This is a genomic window from Ferrimonas marina (assembly GCF_900129905.1).
Taxonomy (GTDB): Bacteria; Pseudomonadota; Gammaproteobacteria; order Enterobacterales; family Shewanellaceae; genus Ferrimonas; species Ferrimonas marina.
On sequence record NZ_FQXG01000005.1, the window covers coordinates 54,962 to 76,581 of the forward strand.

The window sequence follows — 21,620 nt, forward strand, 5'->3', positions numbered from 1 at the left end:
CCATGGACTTGACCACCCCGGCCCTGCTGTTTCCGGCCATCTCCCTGCTGCTGTTGGCCTACACCAATCGCTTCCTGTCCCTGGCGGCCCTGGTCCGCTCGCTGGCACCGCAAACCCAAACCACCAGCGCGGCCGAAGCCTGCCAGGTGGCCAGCCAGCAGCTGGATAACCTGCGTCGCCGCATCGGCATCATCCGCCGCATGCAGGAGGCAGGCGTGCTCAGCTTCATCTTCTGCGTGCTGAGTATGTTGCTGATTTACTTAGAGCTGGATGCGGCCGCCTTCTGGACCTTCGGAGCCAGCCTGGCACTGCTGATCTACTCCCTGTTGCTGTCGGTGCTGGAGATCCGCATCTCCCAGCGCGCCCTGGACATCTTCCTGGATAACCTGGCCAAATGAACAACTTCATCTATGCCGCCGATCTGTTCGGCACCGTGGTGTTTGCCATCTCCGGCGCCCTGGCCGCCGGTCGACTGCGGATGGATCCCTTCGGCGTGCTGGTGCTGGCCGGCGTCACCGCGGTTGGCGGTGGCACCGTCCGAGATGCCATCCTCGGCGCCACCCCGGTGTTCTGGATCACCAACACCATCTACGTCTGGCTGATCGCCCTGACTGCGGCCCTGGTCATTTTGCTGGTTCGCTGCCCTCGCCGACTCTCCGGTCGCTGGTTCCAGGTAGCGGATGCCTTTGGTTTGGCAGTGTTTACTGTTATCGGTGCACAGAAGGCGTTAAGCTTTGGCACATCCCCGCTGATCGCCATCATGATGGGCACCATGACCGGAGTGATGGGGGGCATGATCCGCGACGTGCTCTGTCGTGAAGTGCCCCTGGTATTGCGCACCGAGATCTACGCCACTGCCTGCATCGCCGGTGGCGTGCTCTACGTCAGCGCCCTGGCCCTGGGCCTGGCGCCGGTGTTCGCTGCGGTACTGGGGATGCTGGGCACCTTGGTACTGCGCCTGGTGGGGATCTTCACCGGGCTGTCACTGCCCGCCTTTGCCTTGGACAAACCCGAAAAGCATTAAGGAGTCTTCACGTGGGGAAATGGGTGTCTGGCTGCCTGTTATGGCTCTCGCTGACCACACTGGCCTGGGCCGAGCAACCCGGGCCGCCGGAGCCGGTCAGTCCGGATCTGCCCGAGGCGATCGTGCTGGCGCAAAATTACATGGATGCCCTGACCAACCGCGACTACAGCCGGCTGTCCCGCTTCTACGACCGGGAAACCGAATGGTACGACCGCACCGCCGGCAAGAAGCTCACCGGTCGTCGCGACATCATCACCTTCCTGCGCCGGGTCCATAGCTACACCCAGGAGTACTACTTCGTCAGTGACCATACCTTCTATAACGGCTCACTGGTGGTGATGATCGGCAGCTACTACTACAAGGCCCGGGGCGACCTTTTTGGCTACCCCGGCAAGTCGATCACCTTCTCGCTGCCCGGCGTCACCACGCTGAAGCTGGATATGGAAAACCAGCGGGTGGATGAGCACCTGGACCTGCTGGATTACGCCACCATGAAAGACCAGCTGAAGATGACCTACTCGGAGCTTTACTGAGCCAAGACCCGCTCAGGCCTGATTGTTGGCGGTCAAAGCGGCCAAAACGCTCAACCGCGCCGCCCAATCGTCATTGCTCCCCACTCCAAAGTCCCTTAAGCCGCTGTAACGCTGGCAGGGCGTCACTGCTGGGCGGGTGCACCAGGTAGAGTCGCCGAACCAGCGTTTCGGGCAGGCGCAGCTCGCTGACTTGCCCTTGTGCTATCGCTTGCTGGCAGGCCAACCGGGAGACCAGCGACAACCCCAGGCCCGCCGCCACCGCCCGCACCACCGCCTCCAGCTGGCCCAACTCCAACACCACCTGAACACGCTGCAGCTGCGGCGCCACCCGATGATCAAACTGGGCGCGACTGCCAGAGCGGGGTTCGCGCAATACCCAGGGCTGCCCCTCCAGCGCCGACCAGGCCGCCGACTGACCCGCCAAAGGGTGGTCGGCCGGGGCGATCAGCACCATCTCATCCTCGCGCCAGGGCCAGCGGCTGAGCTCACTATGCAGGCTTTCGGACTCCACCAGGGCCAGGTCCAGCTCGCGTTGCAGCAGCGCCTGCTGCAGATGTTCGCTGTTGGCCAGCTGCACCTGGGGCAGCGGCCACTCCCCGGGCCAATGCTGTGCCAACAGCGTGGGAAGCAGGTAGTTACCGATGGTGGTGCTGGCCCCCAGGCGCAGTGGTATCTGCAAGGCCCCGGAGTGAAACAGTGCCTGGACCCCCTGCTCCTGGGCCAGTAGCGCCTCGGCCAGTGGCAGCAGTTGCCGCCCCTGGCTATTGAGCAGCAGGCGCTGAGTCCGTCGTTCAAACAGGGCGACTCCCAGCTGCTGCTCCAGTGCCTTGATCGCCTGGGACACCGCGCCCCGGGTCAGGAACAGCGCCTCGGCGCTCTGGCCAAGGTTGCCACTGTGGGCCACCGAGACAAAAACACGCAGTTGACGCAGGGAAAGCTCCGCCACCATATACCTCAGCTATACAGGCCGTAAGAAATCATTCGATATCGCTAAACATAATGGCAGCGCACAATGGCAGCAACCCAGAAGGAGCACGCCATGCCATTTGCCCACAGCCTCAACCGCATCCCAACCCCCCTGGCTGGACTGGCCCTGGGGATCGCCAGCCTGGGCCTCTGCCTGGATCAGCGCCTTGGCGGTCAGGGGCAGTGGCAACTGGCGGCGGCACTGCTCGCTGGGCTGTTGTTGCTGCTGCTGTTGCTCAAGTTTCTGCTCAACCCCGGGCAGCTCAAGCAGGACCTGGCCCATGCGGTGGTGGGCAGCGTCATTCCCACCTTTGCCATGGCCACCATGGTGATTGCCACCAGCCTCTACCGCTTTTTGCCCCAACAGGGGCTGTGGCTCTGGCAGACCGGGGTGGCGCTGCATCTGATGATGCTGCTGAGCTTCCTCTATCACCGCGTTAAGCAGCCGGGCTGGCACCATGTGGTGCCCAGCTGGTTCGTGCCGCCGGTGGGGATCATCGTCGCCGCGGTAACCTGCCCCAGCGACGATGTTCGCCCGCTGGCCACCGCGCTGCTTTACGGTGGCATGCTGGCCTATGCGGTCACCCTGCCACTGATGCTCTACCGCCTGATCTTCCACGCCAATGTGCCTGAGCCGGCCAAGCCCACCATCGCCATCCTGGCAGCACCGGCCAGCCTCTCGTTGGCGGGTTACCTGAACCTGGTGAGCGAGCCCAACGCCCTGGTGGTAGCCTTGCTGCTGGGCATCGCCCTGTTGATGACTGCACTTATCTACCTGGCGTTCTTTCATCTGCTGCAGCTGCCGTTCAGCCCCGGCTATGCCGCCTTCACCTTCCCCATGGTGATCGGTGCCACCGCGCTTTACCAAAGCGCCGACCTGTTCCGCCATTGGCAGCTGGAGCAGGCTAATCTGTTGCACCACCTGGCGGACATCGAGCTGGTGATCGCCACCGCGGTGGTGACCTACGTGGGCCTGCGCTACCTGGCGGCCTACTGGCCCCGCTTCGGACCAGCTCAAAGCTAACCGCTACCACCGAGCTACAGGCACAAAAAAGCCTCCCATTTGGGAGGCTTTTCTTCTAACCAGCAAGCCAGCAGCTTACTTGATGGTGACCCGGGCCCAAACTTGGAGTTAGCGCGTTTGCCCACGTGGTAGACCACGATGCCCGCGGCCGGCACCAGCCATCACCACAAACTTAGTGTCTTCAATCTTGTCACCGTCGCATTTGGCGCCACGGTGAACGCCGTATCATCAGCAACCGGTACAAAAAAGCCTCCCATTTGGGAGGCTTTCTTCTAACCAGCGAGCCAGCAGCTTACTTGATGGTTACCCGGGCCCAAACTTGGTGTTAGCACGTTTGCCCACGTGGCAGACCACGATGCCCGCGGCCGGCACCAGCCATCACCACAAACTTAGTGTCTTCAATCTTGGCACCGTCGATCTTGGCGCCGCAGTGAACGCCGGATCATGCGCCCTCCGGCAGCTCATCAGCAACCGACACAAAAAAGCCTCCCATTTAGGAGGCTTGCTTCATACGAGCAACCGCTTACTTGACGGTCACCCGGGCGAACTTACGCTTGCCCACCTGGTAGACCGCGGTGCCCGCGGCCGGTACCAGCTTGGTGTCTTCAATCTTGGCACCGTCGATCTTGGCGCCACCTTGACGGATCATGCGCAGCGCATCGGAGGTGGTATTCACCAGACCGGCGTCTTTGAGCAGGTTGGCGATAGCAATGCCTTCGGCAAACTCAAACTCTGGCATCTCGTCAGGGATCTGCTTCTTGGCAAAGCGGCTGGTGAACTCTTGCTGCGCCGCTTCGGCCGCCGCTTCGTCGTGGAAACGGGCAATGATCTCTTTGGCCAGTGTAAACTTCACATCACGTGGGTTGGCACCGTTGGCGATGTCGGCCTTGAACTGAGCGATCTCCTCCAGCGGACGGAACGACAGCAGCTCAAAGTAATCCCACATCAGTTCATCGGAGATGGACATGATCTTGCCAAACATCTCACTCGGTGCATCGGACACGCCGATGTAGTTGTTAGCGGACTTGGACATCTTCTTGACGCCATCCAGACCCACCAGCAGCGGCATGGTGATCACCACCTGGCGCTCCTGACCTTCGGCCTTCTGCAACTCACGGCCCATCAGCAGGTTGAACTTCTGATCGGTGCCGCCCAGTTCCACGTCGGCCTGCAGCGCCACGGAGTCGTAGCCCTGCAGCAGCGGGTACATAAACTCGTGGATGGCGATGGACTGACCGGAGCCGTAGCGCTTCTTAAAGTCATCCCGCTCCAGCATCCGGGCCACGGTCTGTTGGGACGCCAGGCGCAGCATCCCTTCAGCACCCAGCGCACCGAGCCAGGAGGAGTTGAACTCGATGCGGGTCTTGGCCGGGTCCAGGATCTTGTAGACCTGCTCTTTGTAGGTCTCAGCGTTGGCCAGCACCTGCTCTTTGGTCAGCGGCGGACGGGTGGAGTTCTTACCGGACGGGTCACCCACCATGCCGGTAAAGTCACCAATCAGGAAGATCACCTCGTGGCCCAGCGCCTGGAACTGGCGCAGCTTGTTCAGGATCACGGTATGACCCAGGTGGATATCCGGGGCGGTCGGATCGGCCCCCAGCTTCACCCGAAGCGGACGGCCCAGCTTCAGCTTCGCCACCAGCTCCTCTTCCACCAGGATCTCATCAGTACCACGACGGATCTCGGCCAAGGCCTTGTCCAAATCACTCATTCCGTGTCTCCGCAAGCAAAGTTTGCATCTGTTCGCAAAAGCGATAATGTTACTGGTTAGCCCCACTAAAGGAAAGACTGGCGGTGGCTCTGTGGGCCGTCGCGCAACATGAGGTATCAAGGACGTGGCTGGGCAGCAAGCAAGGAAGATCCGAAACCGCAGCGGAGGCGATGCTGGCGCCTCCTGGCAACGGCTACCCAGCCCCCACAAATGGGGGATCGGCACCGCCGTGCTGTTGGTGGTGATTGCGATGACCCTACCCTCCGCCAGCTCCCTGGCCAGCCGCTTTACTGAACCCCTGCCGCTCAACCAGCGATTGGCCCTGGATGTTCCCGAGGTCCTGACTGCCCCTCACCAGCCGGCCCAGACCCCGCAATTGCAATGGAAGCGGTTCGAGGTGCAATCCGGCGACAGCCTGGCCCGCCTGTTCGATCGTGCCGGGCTCTCGCCGCAAACCCTCTACCGCATCACCCAGCTGAAGCATGCCGGCAAAAATCTGGTCAAGATCCTGCCGGGCCAGACCATCGAGCTGGGGTTCGATCAAGACACCCTGCGCCAGTTGCGCTACCAGATCGATCCGCGCCAAACCCTGATCGTCCACCAGGGGGACGGCGGCTTCGAAGAGACGCTGGAGGTTGAGGTCGTAGAGAAGCGCCGCAACTTCGCCCAGGCGGAGATCCGCAACAACTTCTGGAACGCCGCGGTGGGTGCGGGCATGACGCCAAACCAGATCATGCGCCTGGCGGGGCTGTTTGGTTGGGATGTGGATTTCGCCCTGGATATCCGCGCCGGTGATCGTTTCGCGGTGTTGTGGGAGGATGACTACGTTGGCGGCACCTACGTTGGCGATGGCGACATCCTGGCAGCGGAGTTCGTCAACCAGGGCGAGGTGTTCCGGGCGATCCGCCACGATGATGGCAAGTACTACGCCCCGGATGGGCGGCCGATGCGCAAGGCCTTCCTTCGAGCCCCGGTGCAGTTCAACTACGTCAGCTCCAACTTCAATCCCCGTCGATTGCACCCGGTAACCGGCAAGGTGCGCCCCCATAACGGCACCGACTACGTTGCCCCCCATGGCACCCCGATCATGGCCGCCGGCGACGGCAGCGTGGTGGCCTCCGGCTACAACCAGTACAACGGCCACTACGTCTTTATCCAGCACTCCAGCACCTACGTCACCAAGTACCTGCACCTGTCCAAACGGCTGGTGAAAAAGGGCCAGCGGGTGCGCCAGGGCCAGCACATCGGCAAGCTTGGGGCCACCGGTCGGGTTACCGGGGCCCACCTGCACTATGAGTTCTTGGTTAACGGCGTCCACCGCAATCCCAGGACGGTCAAGCTGCCACAATCTAAGCCATTGTCAGACAAAGAGAAGCCTGCATTCGCTTTGCGTTCTGACGATCTTTTGAGCCAACTGGCGCACCGTCAGGCCATAGTGCTGGCCAACCCCTAGTTCCGCTGCCATGCTGTCTCGCAGTCCCCTCGCTTAACGGAAGCTTGCCATGACCTACTGCATTGGATTGATGTCCGGAACCTCCATGGACGGCATCGACGCGGTGCTGGCCCAGTTTGACTCAGCTGGGGTTCCGACCCTGGTGGCCCATCACAGCATTGAGATCCCACCGCCACTGCTGTCGGATCTGCATCGCCTGTGCAGCCCCAACAACAACGAGATCGACCGGATGGGACGGGCTGACCGAGCCATCGCCTTCGCCTTTGCCGAAGCGGTTCATACCCTGCTGGCCAAAGCAGAGCTCAAGCCCGAGCAGATCGCCGCCATCGGCAGCCATGGCCAGACCGTACGCCATCACCCCGGTGGCCCGCACGCCTTCACCCTGCAGATCGGCTGCCCCAACACCCTGGCGGTGGAGACCGGCATCGATGTGATCGCCGATTTTCGCCGCAAAGACATCGCCCTGGGCGGCCAGGGCGCGCCCCTGGTGCCCGCCTTCCACCAGGGCCTGTTTGCCGCCGACGTCCCGCGGATGATCGTCAACATCGGCGGCATTGCAAACCTGACCTGCCTGAAAGGCGATGAGGTGCTGGGTTATGACACCGGCCCGGGCAATACCCTGATGGACGCCTGGGCCCGCGAGCATTTTGACCTGCCCTTTGACCGCGACGGCCAGATCGCCGCCAGTGGCAAGGTGGACGGCGCGCTGCTCAAGCGACTGCTGAGTCACCCCTACTTTGCCCAACCTGCGCCCAAGAGCACCGGCCGGGAGCTGTTCAACACCAGTTGGCTGGCCAGCCACCTCAACAGCCTCGATGCTCTGCCGCTGGAGGATGTGATGGCCACCCTGCTGGCCCTGACCGTGCAAACCATCGCCACCAGCGCCCAGCGTCATAGCGACAGCGGCGAGCTGTACCTTTGTGGTGGTGGTGCCTTTAACGCGGCTTTGGTCAGTCAGCTGCAGCAAACCCTGCCCAGCTTCAAGGTCACTACCACCTCCGAGCTGGGGCTGGACCCTCAATGGGTAGAAGGGCTGGCCTTCGCCTGGCTGGCCTGGCGCCACATCAACGGCCTGCCCGGCAACCTGCCGGCGGTCACCGGCGCCAAGCGCGAGGCGATCCTCGGCGCGCGCTATCCGGCAGCATGATGTTGTTGTCGCTTTAGCGACGGCGAACGCTGGATAAGAAAAGGGGCCCCAAGGCCCCTTTCTCAATCCAAAAGAGCACGGTTGAGAGGAAAGTAATTCAATACTCAAAGACGCGATGCCCCAACTGCTTCACGCCGACTTAGAGGTGCCTGAGCAGAAGCGGCGTCGGCAAGGCTGAGGGCCAGGATGGCCCGAATGACCAGCGGAGACAGGGAGGTCGACTCTGGTCAGTGCTGCTAGCCGATGTCGCTGGGCGAAGACAAGCACCGAATGGAGGCAAAGGGGAGTCCAGAGGGGCAGAGCCCCTTTGGTTGAAGTCGCCAACGCGACAACCAAGTGCTTTGAAGCTGCTGCACAATGGCAATGTGGAAACACAAAGACAAAAGAACAAAGAAAGGGGCCCGCAGGCCCCTTTAGTATCCCTACAGCAGGGCGAAACGCAGCAAGCAAGCCCCGACCATAAAGGCGATCAGCGCCCAAATCGGCCACTTCAAGCCCCGCAGGACAAACAGCCCCAGGATCACCAGCGCCATCTCCACCGGGCCGTGCACCGCGGTGACAAACACCGGGGCAAACAGGGCGCTGATCAGCAACCCCACCACTGCAGCGTTGATCCCCGCCGCTGCCGCCGCCACCTTAGGGCGTGACGCCAGCGCCTCCCAGCCGTGATAGAGCACCAGTACCAGCAGCAGTCCCGGCAGGAACAACGCCAGGGTGGCCACCAAGGCCCCCAGCAACGGCGATTGCGGTGCCAGCTCCGCCCCCAGGAAGGTAGCCAGGGTGAACATCGGCCCCGGCACCGCCTGAGCAGCAGCGTAGCCGGTCAAAAAGGTCTCCGCCCCCACCTGGCTGCCCACGGTTTCCTGCAGCAGTGGCAGCACCACGTGGCCGCCACCAAACACCAGCGCCCCGGCCTGGAAGAAGTCTTTGTAGATCTGATGCAAGCCGCCCATGGCGGGTAACAGCGCCAGGCCCAGCGCCAGCGCCAATGCCAGTGCCGCGCCGCGCTGCCAGCGCGTACTACCGGTGCCATTGGCGGTTGCCGGTATCGCAACCGCTGGGGTCAGGCTAGCTGACAGCAGCGCCGCGACAGCCAATACCGCCAGTTGCGCCAGCACCCCGGGCACCACCAACAGCACCGCGGCACTGACGCAGGCCAGGCCCCAGTGCAGCCGACGTTTGCAGAAACTGCCCGCCATCCCCCACACCGCGTCGGTCACCACCACCACCGCCAGCAGCTTCAGGCCAAAGATCACCGCATCCACTGCCGGGTTACCCATCACCGACTGGCCCAGGCGACTGAGGCCGTACATCAGCAGAAATGAGGGCGTGGTAAAGCCAAGGAAAGCCGCGATGGCGCCCGGCACCCCGGCCTTACGGTAGCCCAAGGCAAAACCAACCTGACTGGAACCGGGCCCCGGCAAAAACTGAGACAGGGCCACCAGACGACCATAAGCAGCGTCATCGAGCCACTTGTCCTGTTCGACAAACTTCTTGCGGTAGTAGCCAATATGAGCCGCCGGCCCACCAAAGCTGACCCAGCCCAGCAGAAAGAATTGAACAAAGATGTGTATCACGGCCTTCATCAGCGACTCGGTTGTTTGCAATAGATTCTCTGGCCCCCGATCTTAATGATGTCGATGATGTTGTCATGACAATTCGGGCTGCTATGACAAAGATTTACATCCTTACCCATGCTCTATCTCGGCATCCGCATCACAGATTGCGTCACCTTGGGGGCGAACAGTTCACATTTTGCCGACAAAACGACCCCTTTGCTTGCTGCCCTTGCCACAATCGGCGATACCCCTGCGCAGCAACCACTCAAGCAAAGGATCCCTCATGCAAACTGCCTATCAACGCGCCGCCAGCCTGCTCCTGACTGCCGCCCTGGGCCTGGCCCCTATCGCCAGCCAGGCCGAAGAGCTGGGCGGCTGTGGTGGCGAGCCCCAGACCACCGAGTCCGGCGCCCCCTCGCTGTTTTCCACCTGCTCCGGCGACAGCCTGGCAACCCCGACTCAGCTACCTGAGCACGGCAGCGACAGTGAGTATGTCGAAGGGGTGCACTACAAGCAGGTTTCCGGCATTGAGATCGAGGCGGACACCCCGTTCCTGGTGGAGTACCTATGGATCGGCTGCCCCTACTGCATCAAGATTGAGCCCTACCTGGACGGCTACCTGGCCGATAACCAGGAAACCGCGCTGGTGCGCCGTCACTCCGCCAAGAATCCCACCTGGGAGCGCGATGCCCGGCTCTACTACGCCTTGGAGCAGTCCAATCAACTGGCGGTGCTGCACGAGCTGATGGATCACTATGTGGCCCTGCGTCGCAGCGGCGTCGACGCTGCGGATGCCGATCTGGCCCCCTTCTTTGCCGAGCGTGGCATGGATTACGACGCCCTACTGAAGTTGGCCAACGGCGCCGACGTGGATGCCCTGATCGCCACCACCAAACGGGAGATGGACGCCATCGAGCTGCAGTTTGTCCCCACCCTGGTGGTCAACGGGAAATACATGGTGCTCTACTCCGACGCCATTGAAACCAATGAACAGCGCATGGCGCTGGTAGAGTACCTGGCCGAGCTGGACTAACCGCTCCGATTGAGCCTGTCTCTGGCCCACCCCGACCTGCTCGGCGGTGGGCTTTTTTGTATCAGACTGCGGCGTGCCGGCCCCCTCTTTTTCCGATCAATCGCTCCCCGTCTAAGGGCCCGGAAATTAAAACTAAAACCCCGAGCTGGAAATAACTTCCCAGTCAGGCCAAGCAAGCTGATAAATAAAATTATCAGGCTTTGATAACTTTATTTATCAACAGCATGATCTTGCGATTTCACCAAGGTGTCGTCACCGGCATTCGAGGGCAAAAGCTAAGGTAGCCGCGACAGGCTATGCCTGTGGCAGCAGGACTTCGACCCAACTTTCACATTTAAGTCATCTTGTTGTCACACAGGGTCCCGGGTTTGGAATTGGCTCACAGATTCGGTTCATTGGTCCCCCTATAATCCCCAAAGCCTGGCTAGGGAGAGGCTGATGTCGTCGCTGTTAATATTTAATATCTATCTATTTTATGGCTTAGCTTTCTTTGCCATCGGCAGCGTGATCGCATTTCAAAACCTGCGCTTCAGTCAGCTTCCCATTGCCACCGCCCTGCCGGCCCTGGCCCTGTTTGGCTTTACCCACGCCTTCCATGAGTGGGCCGAGCTCTACCTTGAACTGCTGGCCCCCTACAAATCCCTCTCCTGGCTAAGGGAGATGGCGGTGCTGCGCACCATCAAGCTGTGGCTCTCCTTCGTGGCACTGACCTGGTTTGCCTGGTTGATGCTGGGCCTGATCCGCTTCCCCCTGCGCCACTGGGTCCGCACCGGTACCTACGGCCTGTTTCTCCTGTTTGGCCTGCATGTGCTGTTCAGCGCGTTTTACCTCAACCAGGACCATTATCTCGACACGGTTAACCTGCTCACCCGCCTGATCTTTGGCCTGGGCGCGTCGGTGGTGGCCGGAGCCGCGCTGATCCTCTATGCCCGGCAACACCGCGCCGAGAGCGATCTCTCCGCCGTCTATTTTGGCTACTGTGGCATCGCCCTGATCGCCTATGGCCTGGCGGCGGGCCTGCTCAAGACCGAATGGAGCCTGTGGGTGCCGGTAACCCGAACCTTCTGCGCCCTGGCCGTGTTGGTCACCCTGTTTCGCGCGCTGAAGATCTTCGATCGGGAACGGGAGCTGCAGATCCAAGCCCAACAGCGACAGCTCTATCGCGGCGAGAAGATGCGCGCCATGGGCGAGCTGGCCTCCGGCATCGCCCATGAGATTAAAACCCCGCTGAGCTACGCCCAGCTCAGCTGTGACCTGCTGCAGAAGCGCTGGTGCCCCGACGCACCGGAACGCAAACAGCTCGACCGGGTGCAGCGTGGCCTGCAGCGGGCAGCCCACATCAGCCAGGAGGTGCTGCAGTTCTCCCGCCAGCAACCGGCGCAGATGCAGACCGTGCAGCTCAGTGAGGTGGTGCACTCCGCCCTGGACCTGATGGCACATCGCCTTAAGCCCTTCACCGTGGCGTGTCGGCTGGATCCCAGCCTGAGGATCCAGGGCGATCGCATCAAGCTGGAGGAGGTGCTGATCAACCTGCTGCAGAACGCCATCGATGCCAGCGAGCAGGAGAAGAGTTTGGAGATCCATAGCTGGGCCCGGGGTGACCGCGTCTTGCTGCAGGTGCTGGATCACGGCAGCGGCATCGACCCGACCCAACTCAAACGGGTGCTGCAGCCCTTCTACACCACCAAAGACAACGGCACCGGTCTGGGTCTGGCCATCAGCCAGCAGATCATCCATGAGCACCAGGGCGAGCTGACCCTGGACAACTGGATGAAGGGCCTGCGTGTCACCATTAACCTACCGAGGTACCTGGCATGACGCTGAAGATCCTGTTAGCGGAAGACGATACCGAGCTGCGCGAAACCCTGGTGGATGCGCTGGAGTTTGAAGGGATGGCCGTGCGCGCCTGCGACTGTGCCGAGACCGCCATCGCCGCCGCACAGCAGGAGCGGTTCGACATCGCCCTGCTGGACCTGGTGATGCCGGGAATGACCGGGATCGAAGCACAAACCGCCCTGAAACAGATACAGCCGGATATGGGGTTGGTACTGACCACTGCCTTTGCCACGGTGGACACCGCGGTGGAGGCGATGAAGAAAGGCGCCGACGAGTTCCTCACCAAGCCCTTTAACCTGGAAGCCTTGGCCACTACCCTGCGACGGGTTCAGGCCCAGCGGCAAACCCAGCCTCAGTTTGCCGACGAAGAGGCGGACAAGATCTTCGCCGCCCTGTCCAACCCCATTCGGCGCCAGGCCCTGCTGCACCTAAGCCATCATGCGCCAATGCGCTTTATGGATCTGTGCCGCAAGGTGGGCATCGAGGATCACACCAAGTTCAACTTCCACCTGCGCCAACTCAAGCAGAGTGGGCTGCTGCAACAAAATGTGAACAAGCTCTACATTCTGACCAACAAAGGCCGCCAGATGTGTCAACTTCTGGCCGGTGAATGATCAATTTAAAACAAGTAAAAACAGCAGCTTAATCAGGTTCAGATAAGGCCACTTCACAGAAACCCCATTCTGGGTAACCGGGCTTATCTGGAAGCCACTGAGGCCAATTTCAGATACTCATCCTGCCAAAAATAGCCGCATTGAGCGGTGCAGGAGATGATGATGAAAACCTTCCAGAAAACCACCCTGGCATTGCTGATGGGGTCCGTGGCCCTCGTTGGTTGTGGCAGTGACAGCAAGGACGACACCACCCCGCCGGTGACCCCGCCGCCGGAGAACACCCCGCCAGTCGCGGAAGACGCCAGCCGCGTCACCGAGAGCAACCTGCCGCTCACCATCAACCCGATGCTGCACGCCAGCGACGCCGACGAAGGCGACGTGCTGACTCTGGTCAGTGCCAGCAGCGAGCAGGGCAAGATCACCGTCGATGGCGATCGCATCCGCTTTGACCCCCAGGGCGAGGTGGGCGAAGTAGCCATCCAGTACACCATCAGTGACGGCACCGACGAAGCCTCCGCCACCATCACCGTCAAGGTGCACGAGGCGATCTACGCGGGTACCCAGACCTGTCTGACCTGCCACAGCATGGAATCCCTGGGGGATGCCAGTGCGCACCAGAACCACGGTCACAACTTCAAGATCATGAAGATCGCCAACGACGAAGCACCGGCCTTCCCTTACGTGGATGTGGACGGCGCGCTGGAGATGATCGACAACGACGGTAATCCCACCGACAACACCCTGGGTACCCCAGTCAGCTACGCCGACGTCAGCTACACCTCCGGCGGCTACGCCTGGAAGATCCGCTGGATGGATGAAGACGGCTACCTGGTGACCGGCCAGCAGGCCCAACACAACGTGCACGCTGAGCGCCTGGGTTACGACGACCAGATCATGTCCAACTACAACGGCGGCACCGTCGACAAGCCCTACGACTGTGGCCACTGCCACACCACCGGCTGGAAGCCCTACGACGAAGCGCTCAACCCGCAGAAGCAGGATGACCGACCCGGCATCATGGGCACCTGGGTGGCCGAGGGCGTGCAGTGTGAGGCCTGCCACGGCGCCGGTCGTGACCACGTTAAGAGCATGAGCAAGGACGACATCACCCGCTTCGCCACCCCGCGTACCACCGCGGATCTGCAAAGCGACACCATGGGTTACGGTCAGCCGATGCACTGTGCCGAGTGCCACACCCGCGATGGTGATCGTACCCACTGGAAGGGCTATGAGAGCTCCTTCAACCTGGCCGTGGCCGCTGCGCTGGAAGCCGGCGAGATCACTCAGGAAGTGGCCGATGCCGCGCCGGAATACGGTGCCCGCGTGATGGTTCGTTCCGGCCTGCCCCGTCACCATCAGACCCACGACGAACTGATGGCGATCGATCCGGACACCTTCGAGATCACCGGTAAGCACTACCAGAAGTTCCCGCTCTACTACGGTGCCGAGAACGCCTGTGCGGTGTGCCACGACACCCACGAGTCCACCGTGTTTGAAGGCGGCGCCACCATGGCCTGTACCGATTGCCACACTGGCGATCACCAAAAGGAGTTCAACGACGAGCTGAGCTTCAGCCACGCCTCTGTCGACTGTGTAGCCTGCCACATGCCCAAGGTGGTGAAGAACGCCCTGACCACCACCACCAAGGCTGGCGTCAAAGCCGGTGATATCGCCCTGCACACCTTCGCCATCGACCTCTACAACGAAAAGGGTCAGGTGCAAGACAGCGAGGCGCGGGACACCTATATGTACCCCTACCTGCAGCACGACTTCGCCTGTGGCCAGTGCCACAACGCGGATGACGGCAAGCTGGAGGTACTCAAGGCCAAAGGCGGCACCATCCACAAATAAGCCGCCTCATCTCACTTCTCACTCCATACGACAAACGGCCCCTCGCGGGGCCGTTTTTTTGTCATCAAGTGCATCAGTTGTAGGTCAGCAGGGCCAACTCCTCCGCCTGGACCGAATAGGTGTAGCGCAACCGAGCCAGCTGCTGCTCCAGGGCCTGTCGCTGCTGTAGCGACAGGTTCATTCCTCCGCTTAATCGCTGCTCCAGTGCCTGGATCTCATCACTCTGCACCGCCAGCTGCTGCTCCAAGAACAGGGTACGCCGCTCCAGTGACTGTGGCGCCACCGCGGGCTCAGGCGAAGCACTCACCACCGCGGATCGGCTTCCCCAGCCTTGCCACAGGATCAGGGCAAACAGCAGCACATTGGCAAGCACCAGGATGGCGGTGAGTAAGCCGCGCAGTTCACGCATTGCCAAGCGCCAGCGCATGCGCCGCAGTGAGTCACTCAAATCACGATGGTGGGCGCTGGCACGGCGCGACACCGGGCCAACACGGACGGGGTGGGGATAACGGGACACAACCAAACTCCTCGACCAAGCAGGGGCGGACAGGCGCTTGGCCACCGGCAAGTAAAGCTGGCCAACACCGGTTTGTCACTGTCGTGGCGGCAACCAAAGACTAGGTGCCTCAATGACCACGCAAAACAAAATGCAACAAAGTGTGGCATTGCCAGAGAGCCCACCCGGATCTGTCGCGGCATAGCTTCCCCGGCAAAGAATGAACGACACCAGACCGGAGTAATATCAGTCGAATTTTTATTCTTAAAAATGATTAACTTAGCCATAAAACTACTGACATAAATCACAGACGCAATTCGTGCCGCCCCCTATGATGCTCATCATCTATTCATAGGGGGCAGGCATGAACGAACTCGCACTCTACACCATTTATTTGATCTACGGCCTGGCCTTCTTCGCCATCGGCATGACCATCTCGCTGCGCGACCTGAAGCTGAGCCGGTTAAGCATCGTCGCCGCGCTGCCGGCACTGGCGCTGTTTGGCTATACCCATGCCCTGCACGAATGGACCGAGCTCTATATCGAATGGGTTGGCCCCAACCGGGATGTCAGCTGGCACCTGCAGGTGGAGTCGATGCGCTCGGTCAAGCTGCTGCTGTCCTACCTGGCACTGGGCTGGTTTGCCTGGAAGATGCTGGGGCTGATCCGCTGGCGCTACCTGCACTGGATGCGCACCATCACCTACGCGGTGATGACCACCTACCTGGCCTTGCTGGCCATCAGCTACCAAGCGATGGCATTGGAAGCCTTTCTGCCGACTGCCAATACCCTTACCCGTTGGATCTTTGGCCTTGGGCCTGCGGTCGTATCTGGCCTGGCCCTCACCGCCTACGCTCGCCAGCAGCATTGGCGCAGCCATCGTGGCGCCCGCTACTTCGGATACTGCGGTCTGGCCCTGATCGCCTACGGCGTTGCTACTGGCATCATCCCCACCGATTTGGGCCTGTGGGTCCCCGTGCTGCGCGCCAGCTGCGCCCTCGCGGTGTTGTACTGCCTGGCCAGGGCCCTCTCGATCTTCGACTGGGAGCGGGAGGAGCAGATCCGCCAGGCCCAGTGGCAGTTGGTTCGCGCCGATCACCACCGTGCTGTCGGCACCCTGGCCTCCGGCCTTGCCAGTGAGATCGAACAACCGCTGCAGCGGGCGATGGAGAAGTGTGACGAACTGGAGCCGGAGCTCGATATGGACTCCGACGGCCCCTATCGGCTGGAGCAGATCCGCGACGAGCTGCAGCGCTCCCGCGAGGTGTGCAAGGAGCTGGTGACCTTCTCCCAGCATGCCCAGGATGATCTGCAGGCCCTGCCACTGGACACCCTGCTCAACTCCGCACTGGAGCTGCTCAGTCACCGCCTCAAGCCCTTTATCGTGCTGCAGGACCTGGAGCCGGGGCTGACCATCCTGGGCAATGAGAAACAGCTCAAGGAGGTGCTGGTCAACGTGTTGAGCAACGCCATCGACGCCTCCGAGGAGGTCAAACGACTGGAGATCAGCGCCGTACTCAAGGAGGGCGAGGTGCAACTGGAGATACGCGATTACGGCCCGGGCCTCAGTGGTGAGGGCCAAAACAACGCCACCGAACCCTTCTACACCACCAAGCAGGAGCACATGGGGCTGGGCCTGACCCTCTGCCACCAGGTGCTGCAGCAGCATGGCGGTCAACTGAGCCTGGAGAACTGGCACCACGGCCTGGCGGTGCACCTGAACTGGCCCCGTCACCAGCCAGCCTGACGCCAGGCTCTAAACGCAAAAACGCCCCGGCATGGCCGGGGCGTTTTGTTATCTGAACCGGGTAGGCTCAGATGGAGAAGGAGGCACCGCAGCCACAGGTGGAGGTGGCGTTGGGGTTGCTAACGAAGAAGCGGCTGCCCTCCAGACCCTCGGTGTAATCCACCTCACCACCGACCAGATACTGCAGGCTCATGGCGTCCACCAGCAGGGTCACGCCCTCTTTCTCGATGGTGAAGTCACCTTCGTTGATCTTCTCATCGAAGGTAAAACCATACTGGAAACCGGAGCAACCGCCACCGGTCACGTACACGCGAAGCTTCAGCTCCGGGTTTTCCTCTTCGGCCAGCAGCGCCTTTACCTTGGCGGCCGCGGCATCGGAGAACTCAATCGGCATGGCTTGTTCAACGGCTGCAGTCATGGTTACCTCTGGGATTGTTTGACGGCCGGATTATCCAATACCCGACCAAAGCATTCAAGCTTTCTCAATCAAACGTGCGAGAGCCCCCTCACTGATCAACTCAGTGATCGGAAAGGCGGTCTCGGCACTGGCGGCGCGCTGGTTACCGCTGGCGGGCAGGCGCAGGTTGACGCGGATCCGCTCCGGCACAAAGCCGTCAGGCAACTTGAGGCTGCCCTCCAGCTCCTGGAAGTAGCGGAAGGAGAACGCCAGACGCTCCTCATCGCCGCCCAGCTCGGTCAGCTTCAGGCTGCGGGCCTTGCCGTTCTGACTGCCGTCCAACGTTACCTGGGCGGTACCGCGCACCGTGCTGTTACGGATCTTCTGCTGGCTCAACACCAGGCGGAAACGAAAGCGCTGGGCCGAGGCGGTCTCATCCACCACCAGGTCATGGATGTGCACCCCGTCGGCGGTCTTCTCCGGCGCCATGATGTTGCGGTAGAACGCCAGCTCGCGCTCCATCTCCTCCATGGTGCCACGCTGGCGGGCCATCAGCGCCCGGGTCTCCTGCTGGCTCTGCTGCTCCATCTTCAGCTCCAGGTCCAGCGCCGCATTGCGCTTCTCCAGTTCAAGCCGCTCGTAGTTCCACAGCTTGGACTCGGTCTCCAGCTCGCCGAACTCCTTGATCACATGCAACTGATTGAGCCAGCCCAGCCCCATCCCCAGCACCAGAACCAGCAGCATCAGCGGAAACAGCAGGACACCTCGTGGATTAAGCCGCTGTTCCCATTGGGTAAAGGCGTGCCAGCGATGTTTTAAATATTGCATCATGTTGGTTTTCTTAGCTTTGTCAGTGATAAACTTGTTGTATCGCCGCCCGATTTTTCTGACATGATCAACGAACATAAGTTTCGCTTATCCCATCCGCGCATCAGCCTCCAGCTTTGCTTCCTGGGGCTGTTGGTGGGGATCCTGTCCAGCGGCTTGATCGTGCTGTTCCAGCTTGCCGTGTCCGGCTTGCAGGCCCTGCTTTGGGTCGAATCCGAGGATTTTACCCAGCTGCCCATGTGGATGCGAGTGGCGCTGCCCATCGCTGGGGCGGCGATCATCCATCAGTTGATCCGCCACTCCCGCGCCTCCTACCGACGCATGGGCATCGCCTACGTTATCCACCGGGTCAAGATCCACTACGGCCGGCTGCCCCTGGGCTCCGGCATCGGCCAGTTCCTCCACGCGGTGGTGGCGCTGGCCAGCGGCTTTTCGGTCGGTAAAGAGGGCCCAGCGGTGCACATCGGTGCCAGCGCCGCCACCATGGTGGCCAAGCGCTGGTCGCTGCCAGACAACACCATGCGCATCCTCTCATCTTGCGGCATAGCGGCCGGTATCTCGGCGATCTTTAATACCCCGCTGGCCGGTGTGATCTTCGTCCTCGAGGTGGTACTGCGGGAGTACAAGATCCACTACATCCTGCCGATCATGCTCGCCGCCATCGCCGGCGCGGTGATCTACCGGGCGGTGTTTGGCAATACCCACGTCTACGAGCATCTGGAGCTGCTGCGGATGCCGCTGGAGCAGTACCCCACTTTGGTGCTGTTTGGCCTGGTAGTGGGGGTGGTTTCCGCCCTGTTCAGTAAGGCGCTGCTGACCACCACGGCGGTCAGTGCCAACCAGCCACAGTGGCTGCGCTTTGCCCTGGCCGGGGGCATTACCGCGGTGGTGGGGCTGATGATCCCAGGCGCCCTGGGCGGCGAAGCGGGCGTGGTGGCCCTGTCCCACAGCAGCGACATCACCCTGGGCCTGATCTTCGCCCTACTGCTGGGCAAGATGGTGCTCACCATCGCCGCCCTGGGGCTGGGGATCCCCGGTGGCCTGATCGGCCCGCTCTACGGCATCGGCGCCCTGCTCGGCGCCCTGCTGGTACTGATCCTCTCCCCCATGCTGCCTCAGGTGGCCGAATACCATAGCCTCTACACCGCCCTGACCATGACCGCCATGATGGGGATCTGCCTCAATGCCCCGATGGCCTCACTGATCGCCCTGGTGGAGCTGACCGACAACGCCACGGTGATCGTGCCCTTCCTGCTGATCACCCTGCCCGGTTTCCTTTTGGCCCACGAAGGTCTGGGCGGCCGTGCCATCTTCCTGCGGCAGCTCGATCTGATGGGGCTGAACTACAAGGTGCCGCCACTGGAGCAGGCACTGCAGAAGGTGGGGGTACTGGCGTTGGTCAACTCCGCCATCGTCGCGGTACGGCCGCAACTGTCCGAGGCGGAGCAGCTGGACCTGATCAAAAGCGCCGAGGGCCGGCGCTTATTGATCCCCACCGGCGAAGGGCAGGACCTGCTCTCCCTCAGCGACGACTACGCTCATCAGGCTACCCCGTTGAAACGCACGCCACTGCAGGGGCTGCCGGACACCGCCACCCTGGCGGAGGTGTATCGGGCCCTGGAGCCCAAGCGCACTGGCATGGTGTTCATCTACCACAAGGATCCCAGCTGCCCCATCGGGGTGATCACCTGGGCCCGCCTGCACCGCTACTTCCGGATCGAGGGAAGTGGCTGAAAACCCTGCCATGGCCGCCCTTTGCGCCGCCCTCAAATGGGCGTATAATCCACCGAAAATTTGCCGGGACTGGATGAAAAATGACGCAACACTGGCCGCTGCAAAAGCTGCATGAGTGCCCCCAAGGGTGCCTGTCCCAGGCGCCGTGTTGTCGCTTCCCGTCCCCTCGCGTTTCGAAAAAAGCCCCCTGGCCTTCCCTGGGGGCTTTTTTTGGATCCGCCCTAAGAATCTCGTACTCGAACCTGAGGTAACAGACGTCATGGCGAACCCCCTGTACCAGAAACACATCATCTCCATCGCCGAGCTCAGCCGGGCCGAGCTGGAGCTCATCGTTGAAACCGCCGGCGCCCTGAAGGCCGAGCCCAACCCCACCCTACTGCAGAACAAGGTGGTGGCCAGCTGCTTCTTTGAGCCCTCCACCCGCACCCGACTGTCATTTGAAACCGCCATCCAGCGTCTCGGCGGCAGCGTCATCGGCTTCGATAACGACGGCAACACCTCGCTGGCCAAGAAGGGCGAGACCCTGTCCGATTCGGTCCAGGTAATCAGCTCCTACGTCGATGCCTTCGTCATGCGTCATCCGCAGGAAGGCGCCGCCCGCCTGGCGTCCGAGTGCGCCAACGGCAAGCCAATCATCAACGGCGGCGACGGTGCCAACCAGCACCCGACCCAAACCCTGCTCGACCTATTCTCCATCTACGAGACCCAGGGCCGGCTGGACAACCTCAATGTCGCCTTTGTCGGCGATCTCAAGTACGGACGCACCGTCCACTCGCTGACTCAGGCACTGGCCAAGTTCGACAACGTCACCTTCCACTTTATCGCCCCGGAAGTGCTGGCGATGCCGGACTACATCTGCGAGGAGCTGGACGAGGCGGGCATCGCTTACCACCTGCACACCTCGATGGAGTCGGTGATCCCGCAGCTGGACGTGCTCTACATGACCCGGGTACAGAAGGAGCGCTTTGACGAGTCCGAGTACGCCCACGTTAAATCCGCCTACATCCTCACCGCCAAGCTGCTGGAAGGCGCCCGTGGCAACCTCAAGGTGCTGCACCCGCTGCCCCGGGTCGATGAGATCACCACCGACGTGGATGTCACCCCCCACGCCTACTACTTCCAACAGGCCGAGAACGGCGTCTACGCCCGTCAGGCGCTGCTGGCCCTGGTCCTGAACCCCGAGATTTGAGGAGTCCCGTCATGAGCAAAGAGAACCAACTGCAGGTCGAGGCGATCAAACAGGGCTCGGTGATCGACCACATCCCGGCCCACGCCGGCATCAAGGTGCTGCGCCTGTTTGAGCTGCACAAAACCCAAAACAAGGTCACCATCGGTCTGAACCTGCCCTCTTCTGCCCTGGGCCATAAGGATCTGATCAAGATCGAGAACGTCTTCATCGACGAAGACCTGGCCAACCAGCTGGCGCTGCTGGCCCCCAACGCCACGGTCAACCAGATCGAGGATTACGAGGTGGTGAAGAAGCTGCAGCTGAACCTGCCGCAGCGGGTGGACCGGGTGTTCCAGTGCCCCAACTCCAACTGCATCACCCGCACCGAGCCTGTGGCCTCCAGCTTCACCGTGGTGAGCAAGGGCGACGCCATCAAGCTCAAGTGCAAATACTGCGAGAAGGCGTTCAACCGCGACAGCGTGGCAGAGCTGCGTTAACG

19 protein-coding genes and 1 pseudogene are annotated in these 21,620 nt (G+C 61.5%); 14 read left to right on the forward strand and 6 right to left on the reverse strand.

All coding sequences use genetic code 11. The features are described 5' to 3' along the window. Positions 1-2: 2 nt before the first annotated feature. Genes BUC04_RS12615 through BUC04_RS12625 form a run of 3 tightly spaced genes read left to right on the forward strand, consistent with a single transcriptional unit; the run spans position 3 to position 1,557 of the window. The gene (locus BUC04_RS12615) at positions 3-398 is read left to right on the forward strand and encodes a DUF2721 domain-containing protein (protein WP_067661150.1); all 396 of its coding nucleotides are present in this window, start codon (positions 3-5) and stop codon (positions 396-398) included. Next, entirely contained in the window at positions 395-1,024 is a 630-nt protein-coding gene (locus BUC04_RS12620; RefSeq protein WP_067661148.1) for a trimeric intracellular cation channel family protein, read from the forward strand. The genes BUC04_RS12615 and BUC04_RS12620 overlap by 4 nt, the downstream gene beginning before the upstream one ends. A gap of 11 nt (positions 1,025-1,035) precedes the next feature. Continuing rightward, complete coding sequence (locus tag BUC04_RS12625; RefSeq protein ID WP_234977397.1) at positions 1,036-1,557, forward strand: nuclear transport factor 2 family protein; 522 nt, start codon at positions 1,036-1,038, stop codon at positions 1,555-1,557. A 70-nt stretch (positions 1,558-1,627) separates the two neighbouring features. Here BUC04_RS12625 and BUC04_RS12630 read toward each other — a convergent pair whose 3' ends face one another. After that, the gene (locus tag BUC04_RS12630; RefSeq protein ID WP_067661146.1) at positions 1,628-2,506 is read right to left on the reverse strand and encodes a LysR substrate-binding domain-containing protein; all 879 of its coding nucleotides are present in this window, start codon (positions 2,504-2,506) and stop codon (positions 1,628-1,630) included. A 90-nt stretch (positions 2,507-2,596) separates the two neighbouring features. Here BUC04_RS12630 and BUC04_RS12635 point away from each other — a divergent pair, with 90 nt between their 5' ends. Then, positions 2,597-3,547: a TDT family transporter gene (locus BUC04_RS12635; protein WP_067661144.1), complete on the forward strand. Its 951-nt coding sequence runs from the start codon at positions 2,597-2,599 to the stop codon at positions 3,545-3,547. Between the two features lie 523 nt (positions 3,548-4,070). Here the strand turns inward: BUC04_RS12635 and tyrS are convergent. Continuing rightward, the gene (tyrS, locus tag BUC04_RS12640; RefSeq protein WP_067661143.1) at positions 4,071-5,258 is read right to left on the reverse strand and encodes a tyrosine--tRNA ligase; all 1,188 of its coding nucleotides are present in this window, start codon (positions 5,256-5,258) and stop codon (positions 4,071-4,073) included. A gap of 148 nt (positions 5,259-5,406) precedes the next feature. On the opposite strand from tyrS, the gene BUC04_RS12645 reads away from it, so the two are divergent. After that, on the forward strand, positions 5,407-6,711 hold the full coding sequence (locus BUC04_RS12645; RefSeq protein ID WP_067661269.1) for a peptidoglycan DD-metalloendopeptidase family protein: 1,305 nt from the start codon (positions 5,407-5,409) through the stop codon (positions 6,709-6,711). 49 nt (positions 6,712-6,760) lie between these two features. Continuing rightward, positions 6,761-7,858: an anhydro-N-acetylmuramic acid kinase gene (locus BUC04_RS12650; RefSeq protein WP_067661141.1), complete on the forward strand. Its 1,098-nt coding sequence runs from the start codon at positions 6,761-6,763 to the stop codon at positions 7,856-7,858. Positions 7,859-8,280: 422 nt separating this feature from the next. Here BUC04_RS12650 and chrA read toward each other — a convergent pair whose 3' ends face one another. Further along, positions 8,281-9,444: a chromate efflux transporter gene (gene chrA / locus BUC04_RS12655; RefSeq protein WP_200804687.1), complete on the reverse strand. Its 1,164-nt coding sequence runs from the start codon at positions 9,442-9,444 to the stop codon at positions 8,281-8,283. Between the two features lie 256 nt (positions 9,445-9,700). On the opposite strand from chrA, the gene BUC04_RS12660 reads away from it, so the two are divergent. The 4 genes and pseudogenes from BUC04_RS12660 to BUC04_RS24280 all read left to right on the forward strand — a co-directional run. Further along, positions 9,701-10,450: a DsbA family protein gene (locus tag BUC04_RS12660; protein ID WP_067661139.1), complete on the forward strand. Its 750-nt coding sequence runs from the start codon at positions 9,701-9,703 to the stop codon at positions 10,448-10,450. A 438-nt stretch (positions 10,451-10,888) separates the two neighbouring features. After that, entirely contained in the window at positions 10,889-12,268 is a 1,380-nt protein-coding gene (locus BUC04_RS12665; protein WP_067661137.1) for a sensor histidine kinase, read from the forward strand. Beyond that, the gene (locus BUC04_RS12670; protein ID WP_067661135.1) at positions 12,265-12,900 is read left to right on the forward strand and encodes a response regulator; all 636 of its coding nucleotides are present in this window, start codon (positions 12,265-12,267) and stop codon (positions 12,898-12,900) included. The genes BUC04_RS12665 and BUC04_RS12670 overlap by 4 nt, the downstream gene beginning before the upstream one ends. 198 nt (positions 12,901-13,098) lie before the next feature. Then, positions 13,099-13,953, forward strand: a pseudogene (locus tag BUC04_RS24280) (Ig-like domain-containing protein); the annotation flags it as partial. Positions 13,954-14,824: 871 nt separating this feature from the next. Here BUC04_RS24280 and BUC04_RS12680 read toward each other — a convergent pair. Then, positions 14,825-15,268 carry an OmpH family outer membrane protein gene (locus BUC04_RS12680; protein WP_143165712.1) on the reverse strand — a complete coding sequence of 148 codons (444 nt, stop codon included), beginning with the start codon at positions 15,266-15,268 and terminating at the stop codon, positions 14,825-14,827. Between the two features lie 343 nt (positions 15,269-15,611). Between BUC04_RS12680 and BUC04_RS12685 the strand changes: the two genes are divergently transcribed. Further along, on the forward strand, positions 15,612-16,994 hold the full coding sequence (locus tag BUC04_RS12685; protein ID WP_067661130.1) for a sensor histidine kinase: 1,383 nt from the start codon (positions 15,612-15,614) through the stop codon (positions 16,992-16,994). A gap of 67 nt (positions 16,995-17,061) precedes the next feature. Here BUC04_RS12685 and erpA read toward each other — a convergent pair whose 3' ends face one another. Next, a complete protein-coding gene (gene erpA / locus BUC04_RS12690) occupies positions 17,062-17,412 on the reverse strand; it encodes an iron-sulfur cluster insertion protein ErpA (RefSeq protein WP_067661128.1) in 351 nt (116 codons plus the stop codon). Between the two features lie 54 nt (positions 17,413-17,466). Next, positions 17,467-18,222, reverse strand: a complete 756-nt coding sequence (locus BUC04_RS12695) for a DUF6776 family protein (protein ID WP_067661125.1) — start codon at positions 18,220-18,222, stop codon at positions 17,467-17,469. Positions 18,223-18,282: 60 nt separating this feature from the next. On the opposite strand from BUC04_RS12695, the gene BUC04_RS12700 reads away from it, so the two are divergent. From BUC04_RS12700 to pyrI, 3 genes are all read left to right on the forward strand, one after another. Then, positions 18,283-19,953: a chloride channel protein gene (locus BUC04_RS12700; protein WP_067661123.1), complete on the forward strand. Its 1,671-nt coding sequence runs from the start codon at positions 18,283-18,285 to the stop codon at positions 19,951-19,953. A 259-nt stretch (positions 19,954-20,212) separates the two neighbouring features. Further along, positions 20,213-21,142 (forward strand): aspartate carbamoyltransferase, encoded by a 930-nt coding sequence (pyrB, locus tag BUC04_RS12705; RefSeq protein ID WP_067661121.1) that lies wholly within the window; start codon positions 20,213-20,215, stop codon positions 21,140-21,142. A gap of 11 nt (positions 21,143-21,153) precedes the next feature. Beyond that, the gene (gene pyrI / locus BUC04_RS12710; protein ID WP_067661119.1) at positions 21,154-21,618 is read left to right on the forward strand and encodes an aspartate carbamoyltransferase regulatory subunit; all 465 of its coding nucleotides are present in this window, start codon (positions 21,154-21,156) and stop codon (positions 21,616-21,618) included. The last annotated feature ends 2 nt before the right edge of the window (positions 21,619-21,620 follow it).

Bases quoted from the DNA above. Each gene is read 5' to 3' on its own strand.
- BUC04_RS12615 (WP_067661150.1), top strand. From the start codon at position 3: ATGGACTTGACCACCCCGGCCCTGCTGTTTCCGGCCATCTCCCTGCTG.
- pyrI (WP_067661119.1), top strand. From the start codon at position 21,154: ATGAGCAAAGAGAACCAACTGCAGGTCGAGGCGATCAAACAGGGCTCG.
- BUC04_RS12685 (WP_067661130.1), top strand. From the start codon at position 15,612: ATGAACGAACTCGCACTCTACACCATTTATTTGATCTACGGCCTGGCC.
- BUC04_RS12635 (WP_067661144.1), top strand. From the start codon at position 2,597: ATGCCATTTGCCCACAGCCTCAACCGCATCCCAACCCCCCTGGCTGGA.
- tyrS (WP_067661143.1), bottom strand. From the start codon at position 5,258: ATGAGTGATTTGGACAAGGCCTTGGCCGAGATCCGTCGTGGTACTGAT.
- BUC04_RS12665 (WP_067661137.1), top strand. From the start codon at position 10,889: ATGTCGTCGCTGTTAATATTTAATATCTATCTATTTTATGGCTTAGCT.
- BUC04_RS12630 (WP_067661146.1), bottom strand. From the start codon at position 2,506: ATGGTGGCGGAGCTTTCCCTGCGTCAACTGCGTGTTTTTGTCTCGGTG.
- erpA (WP_067661128.1), bottom strand. From the start codon at position 17,412: ATGACTGCAGCCGTTGAACAAGCCATGCCGATTGAGTTCTCCGATGCC.
- BUC04_RS12695 (WP_067661125.1), bottom strand. From the start codon at position 18,222: ATGATGCAATATTTAAAACATCGCTGGCACGCCTTTACCCAATGGGAA.
- BUC04_RS12670 (WP_067661135.1), top strand. From the start codon at position 12,265: ATGACGCTGAAGATCCTGTTAGCGGAAGACGATACCGAGCTGCGCGAA.
- BUC04_RS12700 (WP_067661123.1), top strand. From the start codon at position 18,283: ATGATCAACGAACATAAGTTTCGCTTATCCCATCCGCGCATCAGCCTC.
- BUC04_RS12650 (WP_067661141.1), top strand. From the start codon at position 6,761: ATGACCTACTGCATTGGATTGATGTCCGGAACCTCCATGGACGGCATC.
- chrA (WP_200804687.1), bottom strand. From the start codon at position 9,444: ATGAAGGCCGTGATACACATCTTTGTTCAATTCTTTCTGCTGGGCTGG.
- BUC04_RS12660 (WP_067661139.1), top strand. From the start codon at position 9,701: ATGCAAACTGCCTATCAACGCGCCGCCAGCCTGCTCCTGACTGCCGCC.
- BUC04_RS12620 (WP_067661148.1), top strand. From the start codon at position 395: ATGAACAACTTCATCTATGCCGCCGATCTGTTCGGCACCGTGGTGTTT.
- pyrB (WP_067661121.1), top strand. From the start codon at position 20,213: ATGGCGAACCCCCTGTACCAGAAACACATCATCTCCATCGCCGAGCTC.